Below are 16,537 nucleotides of genomic sequence, written 5' to 3'. Positions count from 1 at the left end.
GCTCGCCCTCTCCCGCTCGCGGGAGAGGGCCGGGGTGAGGGTTTCGTCGCGCTCCCGGGTAGGGTGGGGGTGAGGGTGTCATCACCCACCTACACTGAAGCATTCCCGCAAGGAACCTGCCTCATGCCCCACGACGCCCTGCTGGCCATCGTCCATCACCTCGCCGTCTTCTCCCTGGTCGCCATCCTGTTCGCCGAATGGACGCTGCTGCGCCCCGGCCTCACGGCTGGCCAGCTGCAGCTGGCCGGCCGCATCGACATGGCCTATGGCGCGATGGCCGGCGTGGCCATCCTGGCGGGGTTCGCGCGCGCCATCACGGGTCCCAAGGGCTGGGAGTTCTACGCGGGCAATCCGGTGTTCTGGGCCAAGATCGTCGTCTTCGCCATCGTCGGCGGGTTGTCCGCGGTTCCCACCACGGCGCTGCTGAGGTGGCGGCGTGCCGGCGTGCCGGCCGAGGCCGAACTGCTGCGCCTGCGCGGCTGGCTCAACGCGCAGCTGCTCCTGGTGCTGCTGATTCCGGTGCTCGCGGCCCTCATGGCGCGCGGCATCGGGCATTGAGGTAAGGTCCCTCGATGGACACCCCGTCACCGCTGCGCGCCGCTTCGCTCTGGCATCTCGCGTGGCGCCAGCTGGCGCGTGACTTCCGCGCCGGCGAGCTGCGGCTGCTGGTCGTCGCGGTCACGCTGGCAGTCGGGGCCCTGTGCGCCGTCGGCTTCTTCGCCGACCGCCTCAACCACGGCCTGACGCGCGACGCGCGCCAGCTGCTGGGCGGCGACGCGATCATCGCGAGCGACCAGCCGAGCCCCGCGACCTTCGCCACCAAGGCCCGCGAGATGAAGCTCGCAGTCGCGACCAGCGCGACCTTCCCGAGCATGGGCCGCGCCCCGGACGACAAGGGCGGCGCGAGCCGCCTGGTCGGCGTCAAGGCGGTCAGCGAGGCCTACCCGCTGCGCGGCAAGCTGCGGCTCGGCGCCGGTCCCGGCACGCCGGCCAGCGACGTCGCGCGCGCGCCCGATCGCGGCACCGTGTGGGTCGATGCGGCGCTGCTCGATTCGCTGAACCTGAAGGTCGGCGACGCGCTGCTGCTGGGCGACGCGAGCCTGCGCATCGCCCACGTGATCGTGCTCGAGCCCGACCGCGGCACCGGCTTCACCAGCTTCGCGCCGCGCGTGATGCTCAACGAGGCCGACCTCGCGGCCACCGCGCTGATCCAGCCGGCGAGCCGCGTGGTCTACCGCCTCGCGGTGGCCTCGCCTGCCGGCAACGACGACGTCGTCGCCCACTTCGTCGACTGGGCCGAGACCCAGATCAAGAGCGAGAAGCTGCGCGGCATGCGCGTCGAATCGTTCGCCTCGGGCCGGCCGGAAATGCGCCAGACGCTGGACCGCGCCGAGAAGTTCCTCAACCTCGTGGCGCTGCTGGCCGCGCTGCTGTCGGCGGTGGCAGTCGGCATCGCGGCCCGCGACTTCGCCAACCGTCGTCTCGACGACTGCGCCATGCTGCGCGTGCTGGGCCAGCCGCAGCGCAGCATCGCGTTGCAGTATCTGGTGGAGTTCACGCTCATCGGGGCGCTGGCGAGCGCGGCCGGTGTCGCACTGGGCTTCGGCGTGCACTACGCCTTCGTCTGGCTGCTGGCCGGACTGGTCGACGCCTCGCTGCCGCCGCCGACCTTGTGGCCGGGGCTGTTCGGCATCGGCGTGGGGTTCACGCTGCTGATGGGCTTCGGCCTGCCGCCGGTGTTGCAGCTCGCGCGCGTGCCGCCGCTGCGCGTCATCCGCCGCGACGTCGGCGCGCTGAAGCCGGCGTCGATCGCGGTGCTGGCCGCCGGCGCGCTGGGCTTCATCGCCTTGCTGCTGGCGGTGGCGTCCGACCTCAAGCTCGGCTTGATCGCCGTGGGTGGCTTCGCCGCCGCGGTGGCGATGTTCGGGCTGCTGAGCTGGATCGCCGTGATGGTGCTGCGCCGCGCGGTGCCCGAAGCGCGCGCGCCGCGCTGGCTGGTTCTGGCCACGCGCCAGATCGCGGCGCGGCCCGCCTTCGCGGTGCTGCAGGTGTCGGCCCTGAGCGTGGGCCTGCTGGCGCTGGTGCTGCTGGTGCTGCTGCGCACCGACCTCATCGGCAGCTGGCGCCAGGCCACGCCGCCCGATGCGCCCGATCGCTTCATCATCAACATCCAGCCCGAGCAGGCCGAGCCGTTTCGGGCCGCGCTGAACGGCGCCGGCGTCAAGCAGTACGACTGGTACCCGATGATCCGCGGCCGCCTGATCGCGATCAACGGCAAGACCGTCACGCCCGACATGATGGTCGACGAGCGCGCCAAGCGGCTGGTGGACCGCGAGTTCAACCTCAGCCACTCGGCCAGCCTGCCGCCGCACAACCAGCTCAGCGCCGGGCGCTGGGTCGCCGACGAGCCCGGCGGCCTCAGCGTGGAAGACGGCCTCGCGCAGACGCTGGGCCTGAAGCTGGGCGACACGCTGCGCTTCGACATCGCGGGGCAGCCGGCCGAAGGACGCATCACCACTCTGCGCAAGGTCGACTGGGCCTCCATGCGCGTCAACTTCTTCGTGATGTTCCCCCGTGCGCAGATGAGCGACGTGCCGGTGACCTTCATCGCGGCCTACCGCTCGCCGCCGAAGGCCGGCTTCGACAACGCGCTGAGCCGCGAGTTTCCGAACATCACCAACATCGACGTGTCGGCGTCGATCGGGCAGATCCAGCGCGTGCTCGACCAGGTGATCCGCGCGGTCGAGTTCCTGTTCGGCTTCACGCTGGCCGCCGGGCTCGTCGTGCTCTTCGCCGCCGTCACAGCGACGCGCGAGGCGAGGGCGCGCGAGTTCGCCGTGATGCGCGCGATGGGGGCAAGCGGCCGGCTGCTCGCGCAAGTGCAGCGCGCCGAGCTGCTCGGCGTCGGCGCGCTGGCCGGCGTGCTCGCGTCGCTCGCCGCGATGGCCGTCGGCTGGGCGCTGGCGCGCTATGCGTTCGAGTTCAACTGGAACGCATCGCCGACGGTGCCGATCATCGGCGGCGCGGCGGGCGCGCTGCTGGCACTGGCGGCGGGGTGGTGGGGGCTGCGCGAGGTCCTGCGCCGGCCGGTGGTGGAGACCTTGCGCAGCGCATCGCAGGAGTGAGGGGATCGTGGGGCGACACGCGACGGGCACGTCGAATGCTCGCTTCATCGATGGCCGATGACAAGGAGGCCTCCATGCCCGAATCCAGTTCCCCGCAACGCGGCCCGCAACACGATCGCCTCGACGTCTTCGTCGGACGCTGGGCGCTGTCGGGCCATCAGCAGGCCAGTCCGTTCGGCCCTGCGGCCGAGGTGGCCGCCAGCGAAAGCTACGAGTGGCTGCCCGGCCGCTTCTTCCTCGTCCACCGCTTCGAGGGACGCGTGGGCGCGCAGCCGATGGCCTGCATCGAAATCGCCGGGTACGACGACGGCGCCGGCTGCTACCGATTCCATGCCTTCTACAACGACGGTCGCACCATGCAGTGGAACGGCCGCGAGGACGGCGACACCTGGGTCCTCGAAGGCGCCTGGCCCGACGACAGCGGCCGGCCGCTGAAGGTGCGCTGCACGATGTGGTTCATCGACGACGGCCACACGCGCACTGCGCGCTGGGAGCACAGCACGGACGGCGTGTCATGGCAGACGTTCTGGGACGTGAGCGCGACCCGGCCGGCGTGACCCGCGGCGAGGACGCGGCGGCGTCGCAGCTGCTGACGGCGCTGACCACCGAGCACTTCGTGCTGCAGACCGCCGCGACGGCGACCATCACCGAAGCGTCGGCGCGGGCGACGCTGTACCTCCTGACGCTGTCAAGCGCGCTGGTGGCGATGGGCTTCACCGCGCAGTCGAGCGAGGTGTTCCTGCCTTTCGTGGCCGCGGTGCTGCCGGCGCTCTTCCTGCTCGGCGTGTTCACCGTCATCCGGCTGGTCGACACCACGCTCGAGAACATGCAGTACCTCATGGGCATCGCGCGCATCCGCAGCCACTATCGCTCGCTGGGAACGGATGCGGCGCGGTTGTTTGCCGCCGAGACCGGCCGCTGGCCGGAGGCGCACTCCGCGCCGGCGCTGAAGATGGGCGTGCGCATCGCCTTCTTCGGCACCACGGCGAGCATGATCGCGTTCATCAACAGCGTCGTCGCGGGGGCAGGGGTCACGCTGCTGGCCCATCACCTGCTGGCGGGCGAACACACCGGCATCGCGTTGACGATCGGATCGACCTGCGCCGTGCTGCTGATGCTCGCGTTCCTCGCCTATCAGCGATGGCGGTTCAGCGAGGTCGACAAGCCATGACCGGACGCGCGTCGAAGCCGTCGATCGGGTGTAACGTGCCTGCATGAACCGCCTCGCCCGCGAAACCAGCCCATACCTGCTGCAGCACGCACACAACCCGGTCGACTGGTATCCGTGGGGCGAGGAGGCCTTCGCCAAGGCGCGCGCCGAGGACAAGCCCATCCTGCTGTCAGTGGGCTATGCCACCTGCCACTGGTGTCACGTGATGGAGCGCGAGAGCTTCGAGGACGAGGCCATCGCGCGCCAGCTCGCCGACGGCTTCGTCGCGATCAAGGTCGATCGCGAGGAGCTGCCCGACGTGGACCACGTCTACATGAGCGCGCTGCAGGCGTTGAGCGGGCATGGCGGATGGCCGATGAACATGTTCCTCACCCCCAAGCTGGCGCCGTTCTTCGGCGGCACCTACTTTCCCCCGCAGCCGCGGCGCGGCATGGCGAGCTTTTCCGATGTGCTGGCCGCGGTGCGCGAGGCGTGGCTTGCGCGGCGCGACGAGATCGAGCAGCAGGCCGGCGAGCTGCTCGCGCACATTCGAAGCGGCGCCGCACCGGCGCCCCGGCAAGCGGCGGACGACCTGCATGCGCGCACCGTGGCGCAGCTCGCGCAGCGCTTCGATGACACGCACGGCGGCTTCGGCCGTGCGCCGAAGTTTCCGCAGGCGCCGCTGCTGCAGTACCTGCTGGCGCTGGCCGCGCAAGGAAATGCGCAGGCGCGCACCATGCTGCTGCAAACGCTGGCCGGCATGTCCGCCGGCGGCCTCTATGACCACGTCGGCGGCGGCTTCGCGCGCTATTCCACCGACGCGCGCTGGCACGTGCCGCACTTCGAGAAGATGCTGTACGACAACGCGCAGCTCGCGCGCGTGCATGCCGGCGCCTTCCGGCTGACGGGCGACCCGCGCCTTCGCTTCGTCGCCGAGGACACGCTGGCCTACCTGCTGCGGGAGATGCATCCGGCGGCCGCACCGGCGGCCTTCAGCTCCGCCCAGGATGCCGACGCCGAAGGCGTGGAGGGCAGGTTCCATGTGTGGACCCTGGACGAGATGCGCGACGTGCTGGGCGACTCGGTGGCGGCGGCGGCGCGCCTGTACGGCGCGACGCCGCAAGGCAACTGGGAGCACGGGTCCAGCGTCCTCGAGCGGCGCGAGCCGCAGGCCGTGCGCGAGGCGCTCGGCCTGGGCGAAGAGGCCTTCGATGCGTGGGAGCGCTCGGTGCGCGAGCGGCTGTACGCCGCGCGGGCCCGGCGCACCTGGCCGATCACCGATGACAAGGTGCTGGCCGACTGGAACGGCCTGGCGCTGCGCGCCTTCGCCGAAGCCGGCCGGCTGCTGGAGCGCGACGACTTCGTCGAAGCGGCGCGAAGGCTTGCGCAGTTCATGCTCGCGACGATGGTGCGCGGCGGCGTCGTCCACCACGCCTGGCGCGACGGCACGCTGCGTGCCGAGGCGTATCTGGCGGACCAGGCGCAGTTCGGGCTGGGTCTGCTCGAGCTGCACGCCGCCACCGGCGATCCGCAGTGGCTGGTGGCCGCGCGCGAGCGCTGCGAGTGCATGATCGAACGTTTCCACGATGCGGCCGACGGCTTCTTCGATGCCCCTTCGGTGCACCTGCCGATGCGGGCGCGCGACTGGCACGACGGCGCACTGCCCTCCGGCACCGCCGCGGCGTGCGAGCTGCTGCTTCGGCTCGCGGGGCCGTGGGCGCGGGCCGATTGGCACGAGCTCGCGATCGAGACGCTGCAGCGGCATGGCGGGTCGATGGACGAGGCGGCGATGGCCGTGCCGGCTCTGCTGCAGGCGCACCTTCTGGCCGGGCAGGGCAGCGACCTTGCCGTGCCCTCGGGACCGGGAAGCGAGGCGCTGTGGCATGCGGCGCGCACGAGCTTCGCACCGCTGGTCACCATGGTGCACGGCGCGCCGGGCGACGTGCCGCTCATGGAATCTCGCCTCGCGGGGCAGGCATACCTCTGCCGGCATGGACGCTGCGAGCTGCCGGCGCAGTCGGTCGAGGATCTGCGCTCTCGTCTGTCGGTTGTCACCCCGGGGTTGCGTGACTGCTGAATTCCTTGGAAGGAAGGGCCCATGAAATCACTAGGCGCCAAAGCGGCCGGCCTGCGGCTGGAGCGGATGTCGGCCTCGCCGCGCTGGGACGGCGCGGGCTTTCGCAATCTGCACCCGGTGCTGCCGGGCCTGCGCGACCCCGCGGCGCAGCGGCCCAGCCTCAGCGACTTTCTCTGCGGCGGCGAAAGGCGCGTGCCGCGCGGTCCGCTGCCGGCGATGGATCCCAGCGCCGCCTGGTCGCAGCCGCCGGCCAGCGGCCTGCGCGCCACCTGGCTCGGCCATTCGACGGTGTTGCTCGAGATCGACGGGCTGCGCGTGCTGACCGACCCGGTGTGGGGCGCGCGCGCGTCGCCGTCCCGACTCGCCGGGCCCAAGCGCTTCCAGCCGGTGCCGGTGCCCTTGCGCGCCATGCCGCCCGTCGACCTGGTGCTGGTCTCGCACGACCACTACGACCACCTCGACTACCCGACGATCCGCGAGCTGGCGCGCAGCGAAGTTCCTTTCGTCACCTCGCTGGGCGTCGGCGCCCACCTCGAATCCTGGGGCGTGCCGGCGCATCGCATCACCGAGCTCGACTGGTGGGAGTCGCACACGCTGCCGAACGCCGATCTGACGGTGACGGCGGCGCCGTCGCAGCACTTCTCCGGCCGCGGGCTCAAGGACCGCAATGCCACGCTGTGGTCCTCGCTGGTCGTGCGCACGCCGCGGCATGCGGTGTTCTTCAGCGGCGACACCGGCCTCACCACGGAGTACGCCGCGATCCGCGAGCGTCTGGGTCCGTTCGACCTGGTGATGCTGGAGGTCGGCGCCTTTCATCCGTCATGGGGCGACATCCACCTCGGTCCGGCCAACGCGCTCGAAGCGTGGAGCCTGCTCGGCGGCGGTGCCTTCCTCCCGGTTCACTGGGGCACCTTCAGCCTGGCGATGCACGCCTGGGACGAGCCGGCCGAGACGCTGCTGTCGCTCGGCGAGCAGAAGGGCGTGCCGCTGCTGATGCCGCGGCTGGGCGAGCCCGCCGAGCCGCATCGGATCGAGCCGGTGATGCCGTGGTGGCGCGCGGTCGATGCCGTCGGGCCCGGTGCGGTGGTGGAGCCCGAGGCTCCGATGACGCTGCCGAAGTCGATGCCGTTTCCGGTGGACTGAGCAAGGGTGCCAACCGCCTCCGTACTCCCGCTTGCGGGAGAGGCTTGGGGTGAGGGAGAGGGGCAGGGCTGGCTCACCAATTGATACGCCTGATTGTCGATTCAGCGGCGTCGTGTTCGTCGTTCCAGCAAGAGACGAACTCTTGCCAATGACGGAGACGACCATGAAACTGACGATCACGACGGCCTGCCTCGCGGCGTTGTCCGCGCTCGGCCTGGCCTTCTTCACCCCCGATGTCACGATCCTGCTGCCGCAAGTCGACCGCGACGCGGTGATGGCCTCGCTGAAGGCGTTGGCTCCGTTGCTCGCGCCCCGCCTGCATGCCTTCTTCCTCGCCTGAAACACTGTCGCAAAGAGACCTTCGAAATGCCTCACGACCTGGACCCCCGCAAGCGCTGGCTCGCCCTGATGGTGCTGTGCCTCGGCGTGCTGATGATCGTGCTCGACACCACGATCGTGAACGTCGCGCTGCCCTCGATTCGCGCCGACCTGGGCTTCACCGAGACCTCGCTGGTCTGGGTGGTCAATGCCTACATGCTGACCTTCGGCGGCTTCCTGCTGCTCGGCGGGCGGCTCGGCGACCTGTACGGCCACCGCAAGCTCTTCCTGCTGGGCATCACGCTGTTCACGCTGGCCTCGCTCGCCTGCGGCCTGGCGCAGTCGCAGGCGCTGCTGATCGTCGCGCGCGCCGTGCAGGGCCTGGGCGGCGCGGTCGTCTCCGCGGTGTCGCTGTCGCTCATCATGAACCTGTTCACCGAGCCGGCCGATCGCGCCAAGGCCATGGGCGTGTACGGCTTCGTCTGCGCCAGCGGCGGCAGCATCGGCGTGCTGCTCGGAGGCCTGCTCACCGACGTGCTCGGCTGGCATTCGATCTTCCTCGTCAACCTGCCCATCGGCGCGGCGGTGTATGCGCTGTGCGTGGCGCTGCTGCCCGGGGGGCGGGGAGCGGCGGAAGGTGGACGGCTCGACGTGGCCGGCGCAGCCACCGTCACCTCGTCGCTGATGCTGGCGGTCTATGCCGTCGTGAACGGCAACGAGGCCGGGTGGACCTCCCTGCAGACCACGGTGTTGCTCGCCTTGGCGGCCTTGCTGATGGCGAGCTTTCTCGCCATCGAGTCGCGCGTGCGTTCGCCGCTGATGCCCCTGGCGCTGTTCCGGCTGCGCAACGTCGCCACTGCCAACGTGGTGGGCGTGCTGTGGGCCGCCGCGATGTTCGCGTGGTTCTTCATCTCGGCGCTGTACATGCAGCTCGTGCTCGGCTACAGCCCGCTGCAGGTGGGCCTGGCGTTCCTGCCCGCCAACCTCATCATGGCGGCGTTCTCCGTCGGGCTGTCGGCCCGCATCGTCATGTGCTTCGGCATCAAGCGCCCGTTGGCGGCCGGCCTGCTGCTGGCGGCGGCGGGGCTCGCGCTGTTCGCGCGTGCGCCGGTCGATGGCCACTTCGTCCTCGACGTGCTGCCGGGCATGCTGCTGCTGGGTCTCGGCGCCGGCGTCGCGTTCAATCCGGTGCTGCTTGCCGCGATGAGCGACGTGAGCCCGGCGGACGCGGGACTCGCCTCCGGCGTCGTCAACACCTCGTTCATGATGGGCGGGGCGCTGGGCCCGGCGGTGCTCGCCAGCCTGGCCGCGGCGCAGACGGGCGGTCTGGCCGCCTCGGGCGCGTCGACGCAGGCCGCCCTCAACAGCGGGTATCACCTGGCCTTCGTGATCGGTGCGGTGTTCGCCGCGCTCGCTGCCCTGATCGGCGTCGTCTTCATGCGCGCCGGCGCCCATGCCGGCGCCCCCGCCGCGCAATCCCTCACCACCGCCTCGTGAAGAAGGAGGCCTGCACGGCTCCCCGGTTCAGCCGATGGTCAGGTACACCAGCAGGCCGGTGATCGGTTCGCGCTGATCCTCGCGGAGGGTCCGTTGCAGCACCTGCGCCACGTCGAACCCATGCCGCTTCGCCAGCGCACGGAGGTAGCCCTCCGAATGCGCGTACCGCTGGCTCGACCGCAGCGCGAAGTCGCGCCCGTCGTCGAGCGCTTCGACCGAGAAGCAGAAGACGCCCGCATCCATCACCCTGTGCACGCCGGCGAACACCGCGTCCAGGTCGCCGATGTAGATGAACACGTCGGCGGCCACCACCAGGTCGTAGCGTCCCGCCGTCGACTGCAGGTACTGCACCACGTCCGCCTGCGCGAGCTCGTCGTACACGCCGCGCGTGCGCGCCTTGTCGAGCATGCGACCCGACAGGTCGACGCCGTCGATGCGCCCGGCCAGCGGCTGCAGCAGCGGGCCGCAGAGTCCGGTGCCGCAGCCGAGGTCGAGCGCGCGCGCATGGCGCCTGCCGGCGATGTGCGGCAGGCCCGCGACGAGCGCGACATGCGCCTGGTAGCGCAGCACGCTCACCAGGTGGTCGTCGAAGCTGTCGGCGTAGTCGTCGAACAGCCGCTCCACATAGCGTGACGGGGCGACGACCGGGGCACGTGCCCCGGTGAGCGAGGCCAGGAGCCAGCCGTTCACCTCGGGGTCGGCGCCGAGCGCGATCGCCTTCTCGAAGGACACGATCGCCTCGGGGATGCGGTGCATGTCCTTGAGGATGGCGCCGCGGTTGCTCCATGCCGGCGCGAGCGACGGATCGATCGCGAGCGCGCGGTCGAAGGCCTCCAGCGCGTCGCCTTGCCGCTGCAGCGCGACGAGCGCCATGCCGCGCAGCGCCCACGCGTCCACGTCGTCCGGCGCGGCGGCGAGCGCTTGTTCGACGATCTCCAGCGCCTCTTGCGGCCGCTGCAGCTTGAGGCGCGTGGCGGCGAGATTGGTCAGCGTCGACGGGCGTCCGGGCAGCAGCGCCAGCGAGGACCTGAAGTGCTCGTCCGCCTGCTCGTACCGGCCTGCCTCGAAGCAGCGCAAGCCTTCGACGAACTGCTGCTTCGCCTGCTCGAAGTCCTGGTTCATGGTGCTGCGGCCGGGCGGCGCTCGCGCAGGGCGGCACACGGATCGTCGCGTGTCGCCGCGGCGGTGACGACCACCGCATCGAAGCTCGCCGCGGCCGGCGTGTCGCCACCGCGCTCGAGGAAGCCCACCGACCAGCGGCGGGACGCGGTCGATGCATCGAGCCAGCGCGGCACGCCGATGTCGCGCCGCACATGGCCATTGCCGGCCAGCAGCACGGCGCCGCGCGTGGCGTGCTGCTGCAGCAGCTGCGCCATCACGGCGTCGCGTGCGGCCTGAGCGCGAACCATGCCGCCCCACAGCGCGCGCGGCAGGGTGCCGCAGTGGCCGGCATCGATCTCCCGTTCCTGCGCCGCCTGCCACTCGGAGTCGGGCGCACGGTTCAGTCCCAACGCCTCGGCGCGTGCAGCGCCCAGCACCGCATCGGTTCCCTCGCGCACCAGCCGCATCGCCTGCGCGCGTGGGAGGTTGCCGGCCACCAGCGGCAGCTCGTGCTGCAACGCCAGCTCGACGAGCGGCCGGTAGGCGTCCCAGTTCCAGCCGGCGCGCGGGGTGGCCGACTGCGCGATGAGGTGGGCGGCGTCCTGCGGCCGCTCGCGCCGGCTGCTGTCGATGTGCTGCTGGCGGTCGATGTCGAACTGCTCCATCACCAGCGCGGGCCGCCAGCCGGCCTCGACTGCACGGCGCATCACCGCGGCGCGCTGCCGGTGGTGCTCGGCGTTGTCATGCACCTCGCCCAGCAGCGCCACCGTGTCGCCGCGCAGCCGGCTTTCCCACGCATGCACCACCGGCACGGACGTGCAGCCGCCGAGGCCGGGCCATGCGAGCGCGCATGCGAGCACACGACGCCGCTTCATTGCCCGATGGAGAACAGCGTCGCGTCGTTGACCGCGTAGACGCGGCCGTCGGCACCGATGGCGGTGGGCGTGTAGGCCTCGAGCAGGCCGGCGGTGAGGCGGATCTGCTCGCTGAACGAGTCGCTGGGCAGATGCCATCGGTACAGGATGCCGTCCTCGCTGTTGACCAGCACGGCGCTGCTCGCCGGATCGACGGCCATCGTGTTGATGCACCACTCCTTGACCGCCGGCGCCGGCGCGGCGGGGTCGCGCGTGGGCCCGAGCTTCTTGAGCACCTCGCCCATCACGACGGTCGTGCCGTTGACGGGGTCCAGCCGCGTGGTGTCGTGGGGATCGACGATCGCGATCTCGTTGCGGCCGTCGCGGCTGGCCGGGTTCGAGGCGTTGTAGTAGTTGTTGTACTTGATGGCCAGCAGGTAGGAGGACTGGCCGGCGTACTGCGGCACCATGGCCCGCGGCACGACGGAGGCCGTGATGTCCCAACCGAACGACGCCGGCGTCTTGCTCTGGGCGAGCGTGGCGTCGAAGTGCAGCAGCCAGCCGCGGAAGTTGTGCGGTGCGCCGGCGGACTCGAGCACCCCGACATAGACGTCGCCGTCCGGCCCCACGGTAGGCGACGAGGTCGCGTTGTCGTTCACCCAGGCCGGGGTGGAGCCGCTGGCCGGGTCCAGCAGGCTGCGGGCGGCGCGCGTCGCGAGGGTCGTGGCGTCGAGAGCCAGCAGCATCCCGCGCGCCCGTGTGCCCGCCGCGGGGATGTTGTTGACGACCACGTACAGCGTGGCGCCATCGGCCGACAACGCGGGTGCGCTGTTGGTCTGGGGCTTGACCATCGCCGCGTCGCCGGCGGCGACGGCCGCGCGCACGAAGGTGGCGCTGCGGTCGGCCGCGACACGCGCGAAGCCGCCGCCGGCCAGCGCGGCCGGTGCGTTGGCGCCCGCGTTGAAGCCGAAGTAGACGTTGCCGTTGCCGTCAGCGGTGAGCGGCGTGCTGATGAACACCGTGTCGTTGCACGGCACCGGCGGGGCGTTGCATGCCGAGCCGTGGAACGCGACGGTGCTGGTGGCACCGGTCGCGGAGTCGGGATCGTCGCGCACGATCAGGCGTCCGCCGGCCGCCGGCACGTACAGCCGCCCGCTCGGCACGAGGGTCGGGTTGAAGCTCGGGATCCAGCTCGGCGCGGGCGCCGGAAGCCGATAGTCGCTGTCCATGGTCCAGATGGCGGCGCCGGTCTGGCCGATGCGGGCCTCCACCCGGAAGCCGCCGGTGGCGCCCGTCTTCACCGGCATCACGACGGTGTTGTGACGGGTGATGACCGGCGAGCCGTAGTGGATCAGCAGCGCGCCGTTGGTCTGCTGCGGCGCCAGGTCGAGCGGGGCCTGCCAGTGGATGCGCGCGAGCGGCTGCGCCGCGATGTCCGACTGCGCGCTGTGCTGCGCATTGCGGCCGAAGCCCCACCAGGCGGGGCCGTCGACCGGGACAATCACCGGCGGCTCGGGTGCGGGGCTGCCGCCGCCACCGCCGCCGCAAGCGAGCAGGCCGGCGGTGACCAGGGCGATCGAGAGTCGTGTGCTTGCATTCATGCAGGCGATCCTCGACGGCGGCTCACCGCTTGTGAATCGTGAAATCCCTCGGAGTGCTGTTCCGTGGCACGCTTCGGGCTGCACCCTGCGTGCGCCGATCCCAACACCGACCTTTCATGCGACTGCCCAACCTGCTCGCCACGCGCCGAGGCCGACTCAGCGCGTTCTTCTTCCTCTACATGACCGAAGGCATCCCGCTCGGCTTCGCCGCGACCGCGGTGGCGACGCAGCTGCGCCGCCAGGGCGTGGGGCCGGCCGAGATCGGCGCCTTCGTCGGATCGTTCTACCTGCCCTGGGCCTTCAAGTGGGCCTTCGGTCCCTTCATCGACGTGTTCGCGTCCGATCGGCTGGGCCGCCGCCGCGGCTGGATCATCGGCACGCAGCTGCTGATGGTCGCGACGCTGCTGGCCACCGTGCTGCTGAAGCTGCCCGAGCAGCTGTGGCTGTTCACCGCGATCCTGCTGGTGCACAACAGCTTCGCGGCGATGCAGGACGTGGCCATCGACGCGCTGGCCGTCAGCACGCTGCACGAGGACGAGCGGGGTCTGGCCAACGGACTGATGTTCGCCGGCGCCAACGTCGGCCAGCTCGTCGGCGGCAGCGGCGTGCTGTTCCTGATGCCCTACACCGGCTTCCAGCCGACCTTCTTCTTCGTGGCCGGCACCATCCTGCTCGTCACCGCCCTGGTCGTGCTCCCGATGAAGGAGGCGGCGGGCGAAGTGCGGCGCGCCGTTGCCGGATCGCGCCTCGTGTCGGCGGGACGCGAGATGCGCGACTTCGCCATCGACTCGTTCCGCTCCTTCCTCGGCACGCGCGGCGCCCTCGCCGGCCTCATGTTCGCGCTGCTGCCCGCCGGGGCAATGTGCCTGGGCCTCGCGCTGCAGTCCAACCTGGCGGTCGAGCTGGGCCTCAAGGACGACGAGGTGGCCTGGCTCAATCTCTGGTCGACGGCCATCAACAGCGGCTGCTGCGTGCTGGGCGGCTGGCTGTCGGACCGCTACGGCCGCCGCCGCACGCTGTTCATCTTCGTCGCCTTGCAGTCCCTGCCGGTGCTCTACCTGATGAACGAGCTGAGCCGTCACGGCTGGGTGATGCCGGTCGACGTCAACGCGCCGAACCGGCCGCAGGTGCCGCCCCCGCTGGTGATGGCGCTGTGGGTGGGCACGCTGGCCTACAACGTCTTCAACGGCCTCATGTACGGCACGCGCTCGGCGGCCTTCATGGATGTCACCAACCCGCGCGTCGCGGCAACCCAGTTCACGGCCTACATGGCCATGATCAACCTGGCGATCTCGTACAGCTCCAGCTGGCAGGGCATCGCGGCCGAGGCCTGGGGCTATCCGAAGACCATGCTGGTCGACGCGCTGTTCGGGCTGGTCGGGCTGGCGGCGCTGCCTTTCATGAAGCCGCTGGGCGGGGGGCGTTGGAGCGATGCGGGCGCCGGCCGGCGCGCACGCGGCGGCGCCGTCGTGCTCGGGCTGGCCTGCCTGGCCTGGCTGCCCTACACGTGGTGGCACGACCTGTTCGGCGCCGCACAGCCGATCGCCGGCACGCTGTTCACGCTGGTGTTCGTCGCCTCCGCGCTGTTCCTGCTGGCCGGCGCCGCGGTGATCGGTCCGGCCGCGCCGCGCCTGTCGCGCCTGGCGGTGTGGGTGGCGCCGCTGCTCCTGCTGATGCACGCGCGCCATTGGGTCGATGCGATCGCGGCGCGGCTGCCGGATCCGGCGGCCTTCAAGGCCGCGGCCCCGCTGGTGTTCGCAGCCATCGCACTGGTCGGGGGCGTGACCTTGCTGCTGTATGCACGGCAGTCGTGGGGGCAGCTCGGCGGGGCGGTCGAGAGCGTGGAGGATGCGGCGGTGCAGCCTGCGTAGTGTCCCCTTTCCCTCACCCCGCTCGACTCACGACAACGACGCCGTCCTCGCGAAACTCGGCGGCCGGCGCGCCCGGGTCGCCTGCTCGAAGGCATACCCCAGCCCGATGAGCAGCGGCTCGCTGTAGGGCGGCCCGACGAACGACAGCCCCACGGGCAGGCCGTGCACGAAGCCGGCGGGCACCGTGAGGTGCGGGTAGCCCGCGACAGCGGCCGGCGTCGAGAAGCTGCCGCCGTAGTGGTCGCCGTTGATCGGGTCGGTGAGCCAGGCCGGCCCGCCCGTGGGGGCGACCAGCGCGTCCAGCTTGTGCTCGGCCAGCACGGCGTCGATGCCTTCGGCCCGCGAGTAGCGGGCGCAGGCGGCCAGCGCGTCGAGGTACTCCTTCGAATCGAGCCCGCCCTTGGCCTGGGCCCGCTCGAAGAGCTCCTGGCCGAACCACGGCATCTCCTGCGCGCGGTGCTGCTCGTTCCAGGCGATCACGTCGGCGAGCGTGCGCACCGGGGCGTCCCGGGCGAATTCGGCCAGGTACCGGGCCAGGCCCGCCTTCAGCTCGAACAGAAGCACCTCGAGCTCGGCATCGCCGTACTTCTCGGTGTTCTTCAGCTCCACCGGATCCACCAGTACCGCGCCTTGCGCCTTCAGCATGGCAAGCGAGGCGTCGATGACGGCGCTGACGCGGTCGTTGCCGCCGAACTGGTTGCGCACCACGCCCAGCCGCGCACCGGCGAGCCGCCGGGCGTCGAGAGAGCGCGTGTAGTCGACGCGCTCGGCACGCGCCGTCGCCGCGTCGCGCGGGTCCGGTCCGGCGATGGCGGACAGCAGCGCCGCCGCGTCGGCCACACAGCGGGTCATCGGCCCGGCGGTGTCCTGTGTGTGCGAGATCGGCACGATGCCGTCACGGCTCACCAGCCCGACGGTGGGCTTCAGGCCCACCAGCCCGTTGATCGACGAGGGCGAGACGATGGAACCGTCGGTCTCGGTGCCGACCGCGATCGCCGCGAGGTTGGCCGCGATGGCCGCCGCCGAGCCGGAACTGGAGCCGCTGGTGTTGCGGTCGAGCGCGTAGGGGTTTCGCGTGAGCCCGCCGCGGGCGCTCCAGCCGCTGGTCGACCGGGTCGAGCGGATGTTGGCCCACTCGGACAGGTTGGTCTTGCCGAGGATCACCGCGCCTGCGTCGCGCAGCCGCGCCACCAGGTGGGCGTCGCGCGGCGGCCTGACCCCCTGCAGCACCAGCGATCCGGCGCTGGTGCTCATCCGGTCGGCGGTCGCGATGTTGTCCTTCAGCAGCAGAGGAATGCCATGCAGCGGCCCGCGCACGCGCCTGGCCCGGCGCTCGTCGTCGAGCGCCGCGGCGATGGCCAGGGCGTCCGGGTTCAGCTCGATGACGGAGCGCAGCTGCGGACCCGAGCGGTCCAGCATGCGGATGCGCTCCAGGTAGGCGGCGGTGAGCGACCGGGCGCTGGTGGCGCCGCGCTGCATCGCTTCCTGCAGCTGGGCGACCGAGGCTTCGAGCCAGGGAAAGCGATCGCCGGACCGCGGGCCGGCGGACGGGGAGCGGGGCTGGGCCAAGGTGCGGTTTCCTCCGAGAAGCGCCAGCGGGGCCAGCAGGCGAACGAAGACACGTCGATCCATGAAGGGGCACCTTGCTGCGGCCAAGGGGGAAGCGGCACGATAAGTCCATCGCCTCGCGGCCGCGACTTCTGCACGCCGGTGGCGTTGCGTGCAGCGCACACCCCCGTGAAGACGGGATAGGCGCCGGGGCGCCGGCAGATTGCAATGACGTCAGCGAAACACTTTCCA

At 71.3% G+C, this 16,537-nt stretch carries 13 protein-coding genes; 9 read left to right on the top strand and 4 right to left on the bottom strand.

Annotation, left to right across the window (positions count from 1 at the left end; genetic code table 11):
- Positions 1-123 precede the first annotated feature (123 nt).
- From P7V53_RS24975 to P7V53_RS24940, 8 genes are all read left to right on the top strand, one after another.
- The gene (locus P7V53_RS24975; protein WP_280152196.1) at positions 124-558 is read left to right on the top strand and encodes a DUF2214 family protein; all 435 of its coding nucleotides are present in this window, start codon (positions 124-126) and stop codon (positions 556-558) included.
- Between the two features lie 14 nt (positions 559-572).
- Entirely contained in the window at positions 573-3,125 is a 2,553-nt protein-coding gene (locus P7V53_RS24970) for an FtsX-like permease family protein (protein ID WP_280152195.1), read from the top strand.
- Between the two features lie 74 nt (positions 3,126-3,199).
- A complete protein-coding gene (locus P7V53_RS24965; RefSeq protein ID WP_280152194.1) occupies positions 3,200-3,682 on the top strand; it encodes a DUF1579 family protein in 483 nt (160 codons plus the stop codon).
- Positions 3,640-4,296 (top strand): hypothetical protein, encoded by a 657-nt coding sequence (locus P7V53_RS24960; protein WP_280152193.1) that lies wholly within the window; start codon positions 3,640-3,642, stop codon positions 4,294-4,296. The genes P7V53_RS24965 and P7V53_RS24960 overlap by 43 nt, the downstream gene beginning before the upstream one ends.
- Before the next feature lie 43 nt (positions 4,297-4,339).
- Positions 4,340-6,352 (top strand): thioredoxin domain-containing protein, encoded by a 2,013-nt coding sequence (locus P7V53_RS24955; protein ID WP_280152192.1) that lies wholly within the window; start codon positions 4,340-4,342, stop codon positions 6,350-6,352.
- A 21-nt stretch (positions 6,353-6,373) separates the two neighbouring features.
- Complete coding sequence (locus P7V53_RS24950) at positions 6,374-7,495, top strand: MBL fold metallo-hydrolase (protein ID WP_280152191.1); 1,122 nt, start codon at positions 6,374-6,376, stop codon at positions 7,493-7,495.
- 163 nt (positions 7,496-7,658) lie between these two features.
- Entirely contained in the window at positions 7,659-7,835 is a 177-nt protein-coding gene (locus P7V53_RS24945) for a hypothetical protein (protein WP_280152190.1), read from the top strand.
- A gap of 26 nt (positions 7,836-7,861) precedes the next feature.
- On the top strand, positions 7,862-9,310 hold the full coding sequence (locus P7V53_RS24940; RefSeq protein WP_280152189.1) for an MFS transporter: 1,449 nt from the start codon (positions 7,862-7,864) through the stop codon (positions 9,308-9,310).
- A 27-nt stretch (positions 9,311-9,337) separates the two neighbouring features.
- On the opposite strand, the gene P7V53_RS24935 is transcribed toward P7V53_RS24940, so the two are convergent.
- From P7V53_RS24935 to P7V53_RS24925, 3 genes are read right to left on the bottom strand one after another with little or no spacing between them, the layout of a single operon-like run.
- Positions 9,338-10,432, bottom strand: a complete 1,095-nt coding sequence (locus tag P7V53_RS24935; RefSeq protein ID WP_280152188.1) for a tetratricopeptide repeat protein — start codon at positions 10,430-10,432, stop codon at positions 9,338-9,340.
- Complete coding sequence (locus tag P7V53_RS24930) at positions 10,429-11,286, bottom strand: ChaN family lipoprotein (RefSeq protein WP_280152187.1); 858 nt, start codon at positions 11,284-11,286, stop codon at positions 10,429-10,431. The genes P7V53_RS24935 and P7V53_RS24930 overlap by 4 nt, the downstream gene beginning before the upstream one ends.
- Positions 11,283-12,866, bottom strand: coding sequence for a hypothetical protein (locus P7V53_RS24925; RefSeq protein ID WP_280152186.1), 1,584 nt, complete (start codon positions 12,864-12,866; stop codon positions 11,283-11,285). Before P7V53_RS24925 ends, P7V53_RS24930 begins: the two co-directional genes overlap by 4 nt.
- A gap of 116 nt (positions 12,867-12,982) precedes the next feature.
- On the opposite strand from P7V53_RS24925, the gene P7V53_RS24920 reads away from it, so the two are divergent.
- Positions 12,983-14,737: an MFS transporter gene (locus P7V53_RS24920; protein ID WP_280152185.1), complete on the top strand. Its 1,755-nt coding sequence runs from the start codon at positions 12,983-12,985 to the stop codon at positions 14,735-14,737.
- 27 nt (positions 14,738-14,764) lie between these two features.
- On the opposite strand, the gene P7V53_RS24915 is transcribed toward P7V53_RS24920, so the two are convergent.
- Positions 14,765-16,369, bottom strand: a complete 1,605-nt coding sequence (locus P7V53_RS24915; protein WP_280152184.1) for an amidase — start codon at positions 16,367-16,369, stop codon at positions 14,765-14,767.
- Positions 16,370-16,537 lie beyond the last annotated feature (168 nt).

The organism is Piscinibacter sp. XHJ-5 (assembly GCF_029855045.1).
GTDB lineage: Bacteria > Pseudomonadota > Gammaproteobacteria > Burkholderiales > Burkholderiaceae_C > Albitalea.
Note: the sequence above shows the minus strand (reverse complement) of the source record. Positions and strands in the feature narration are given on the sequence as shown.

Coding starts and splice junctions, on each gene's coding strand:
- P7V53_RS24975 (WP_280152196.1), top strand. CDS start 124: ATGCCCCACGACGCCCTGCTGGCCATCGTCCATCACCTCGCCGTCTTC.
- P7V53_RS24970 (WP_280152195.1), top strand. CDS start 573: ATGGACACCCCGTCACCGCTGCGCGCCGCTTCGCTCTGGCATCTCGCG.
- P7V53_RS24965 (WP_280152194.1), top strand. CDS start 3,200: ATGCCCGAATCCAGTTCCCCGCAACGCGGCCCGCAACACGATCGCCTC.
- P7V53_RS24960 (WP_280152193.1), top strand. CDS start 3,640: ATGGCAGACGTTCTGGGACGTGAGCGCGACCCGGCCGGCGTGACCCGC.
- P7V53_RS24955 (WP_280152192.1), top strand. CDS start 4,340: ATGAACCGCCTCGCCCGCGAAACCAGCCCATACCTGCTGCAGCACGCA.
- P7V53_RS24950 (WP_280152191.1), top strand. CDS start 6,374: ATGAAATCACTAGGCGCCAAAGCGGCCGGCCTGCGGCTGGAGCGGATG.
- P7V53_RS24945 (WP_280152190.1), top strand. CDS start 7,659: ATGAAACTGACGATCACGACGGCCTGCCTCGCGGCGTTGTCCGCGCTC.
- P7V53_RS24940 (WP_280152189.1), top strand. CDS start 7,862: ATGCCTCACGACCTGGACCCCCGCAAGCGCTGGCTCGCCCTGATGGTG.
- P7V53_RS24935 (WP_280152188.1), bottom strand. CDS start 10,432: ATGAACCAGGACTTCGAGCAGGCGAAGCAGCAGTTCGTCGAAGGCTTG.
- P7V53_RS24930 (WP_280152187.1), bottom strand. CDS start 11,286: ATGAAGCGGCGTCGTGTGCTCGCATGCGCGCTCGCATGGCCCGGCCTC.
- P7V53_RS24925 (WP_280152186.1), bottom strand. CDS start 12,866: ATGAATGCAAGCACACGACTCTCGATCGCCCTGGTCACCGCCGGCCTG.
- P7V53_RS24920 (WP_280152185.1), top strand. CDS start 12,983: ATGCGACTGCCCAACCTGCTCGCCACGCGCCGAGGCCGACTCAGCGCG.
- P7V53_RS24915 (WP_280152184.1), bottom strand. CDS start 16,369: ATGGATCGACGTGTCTTCGTTCGCCTGCTGGCCCCGCTGGCGCTTCTC.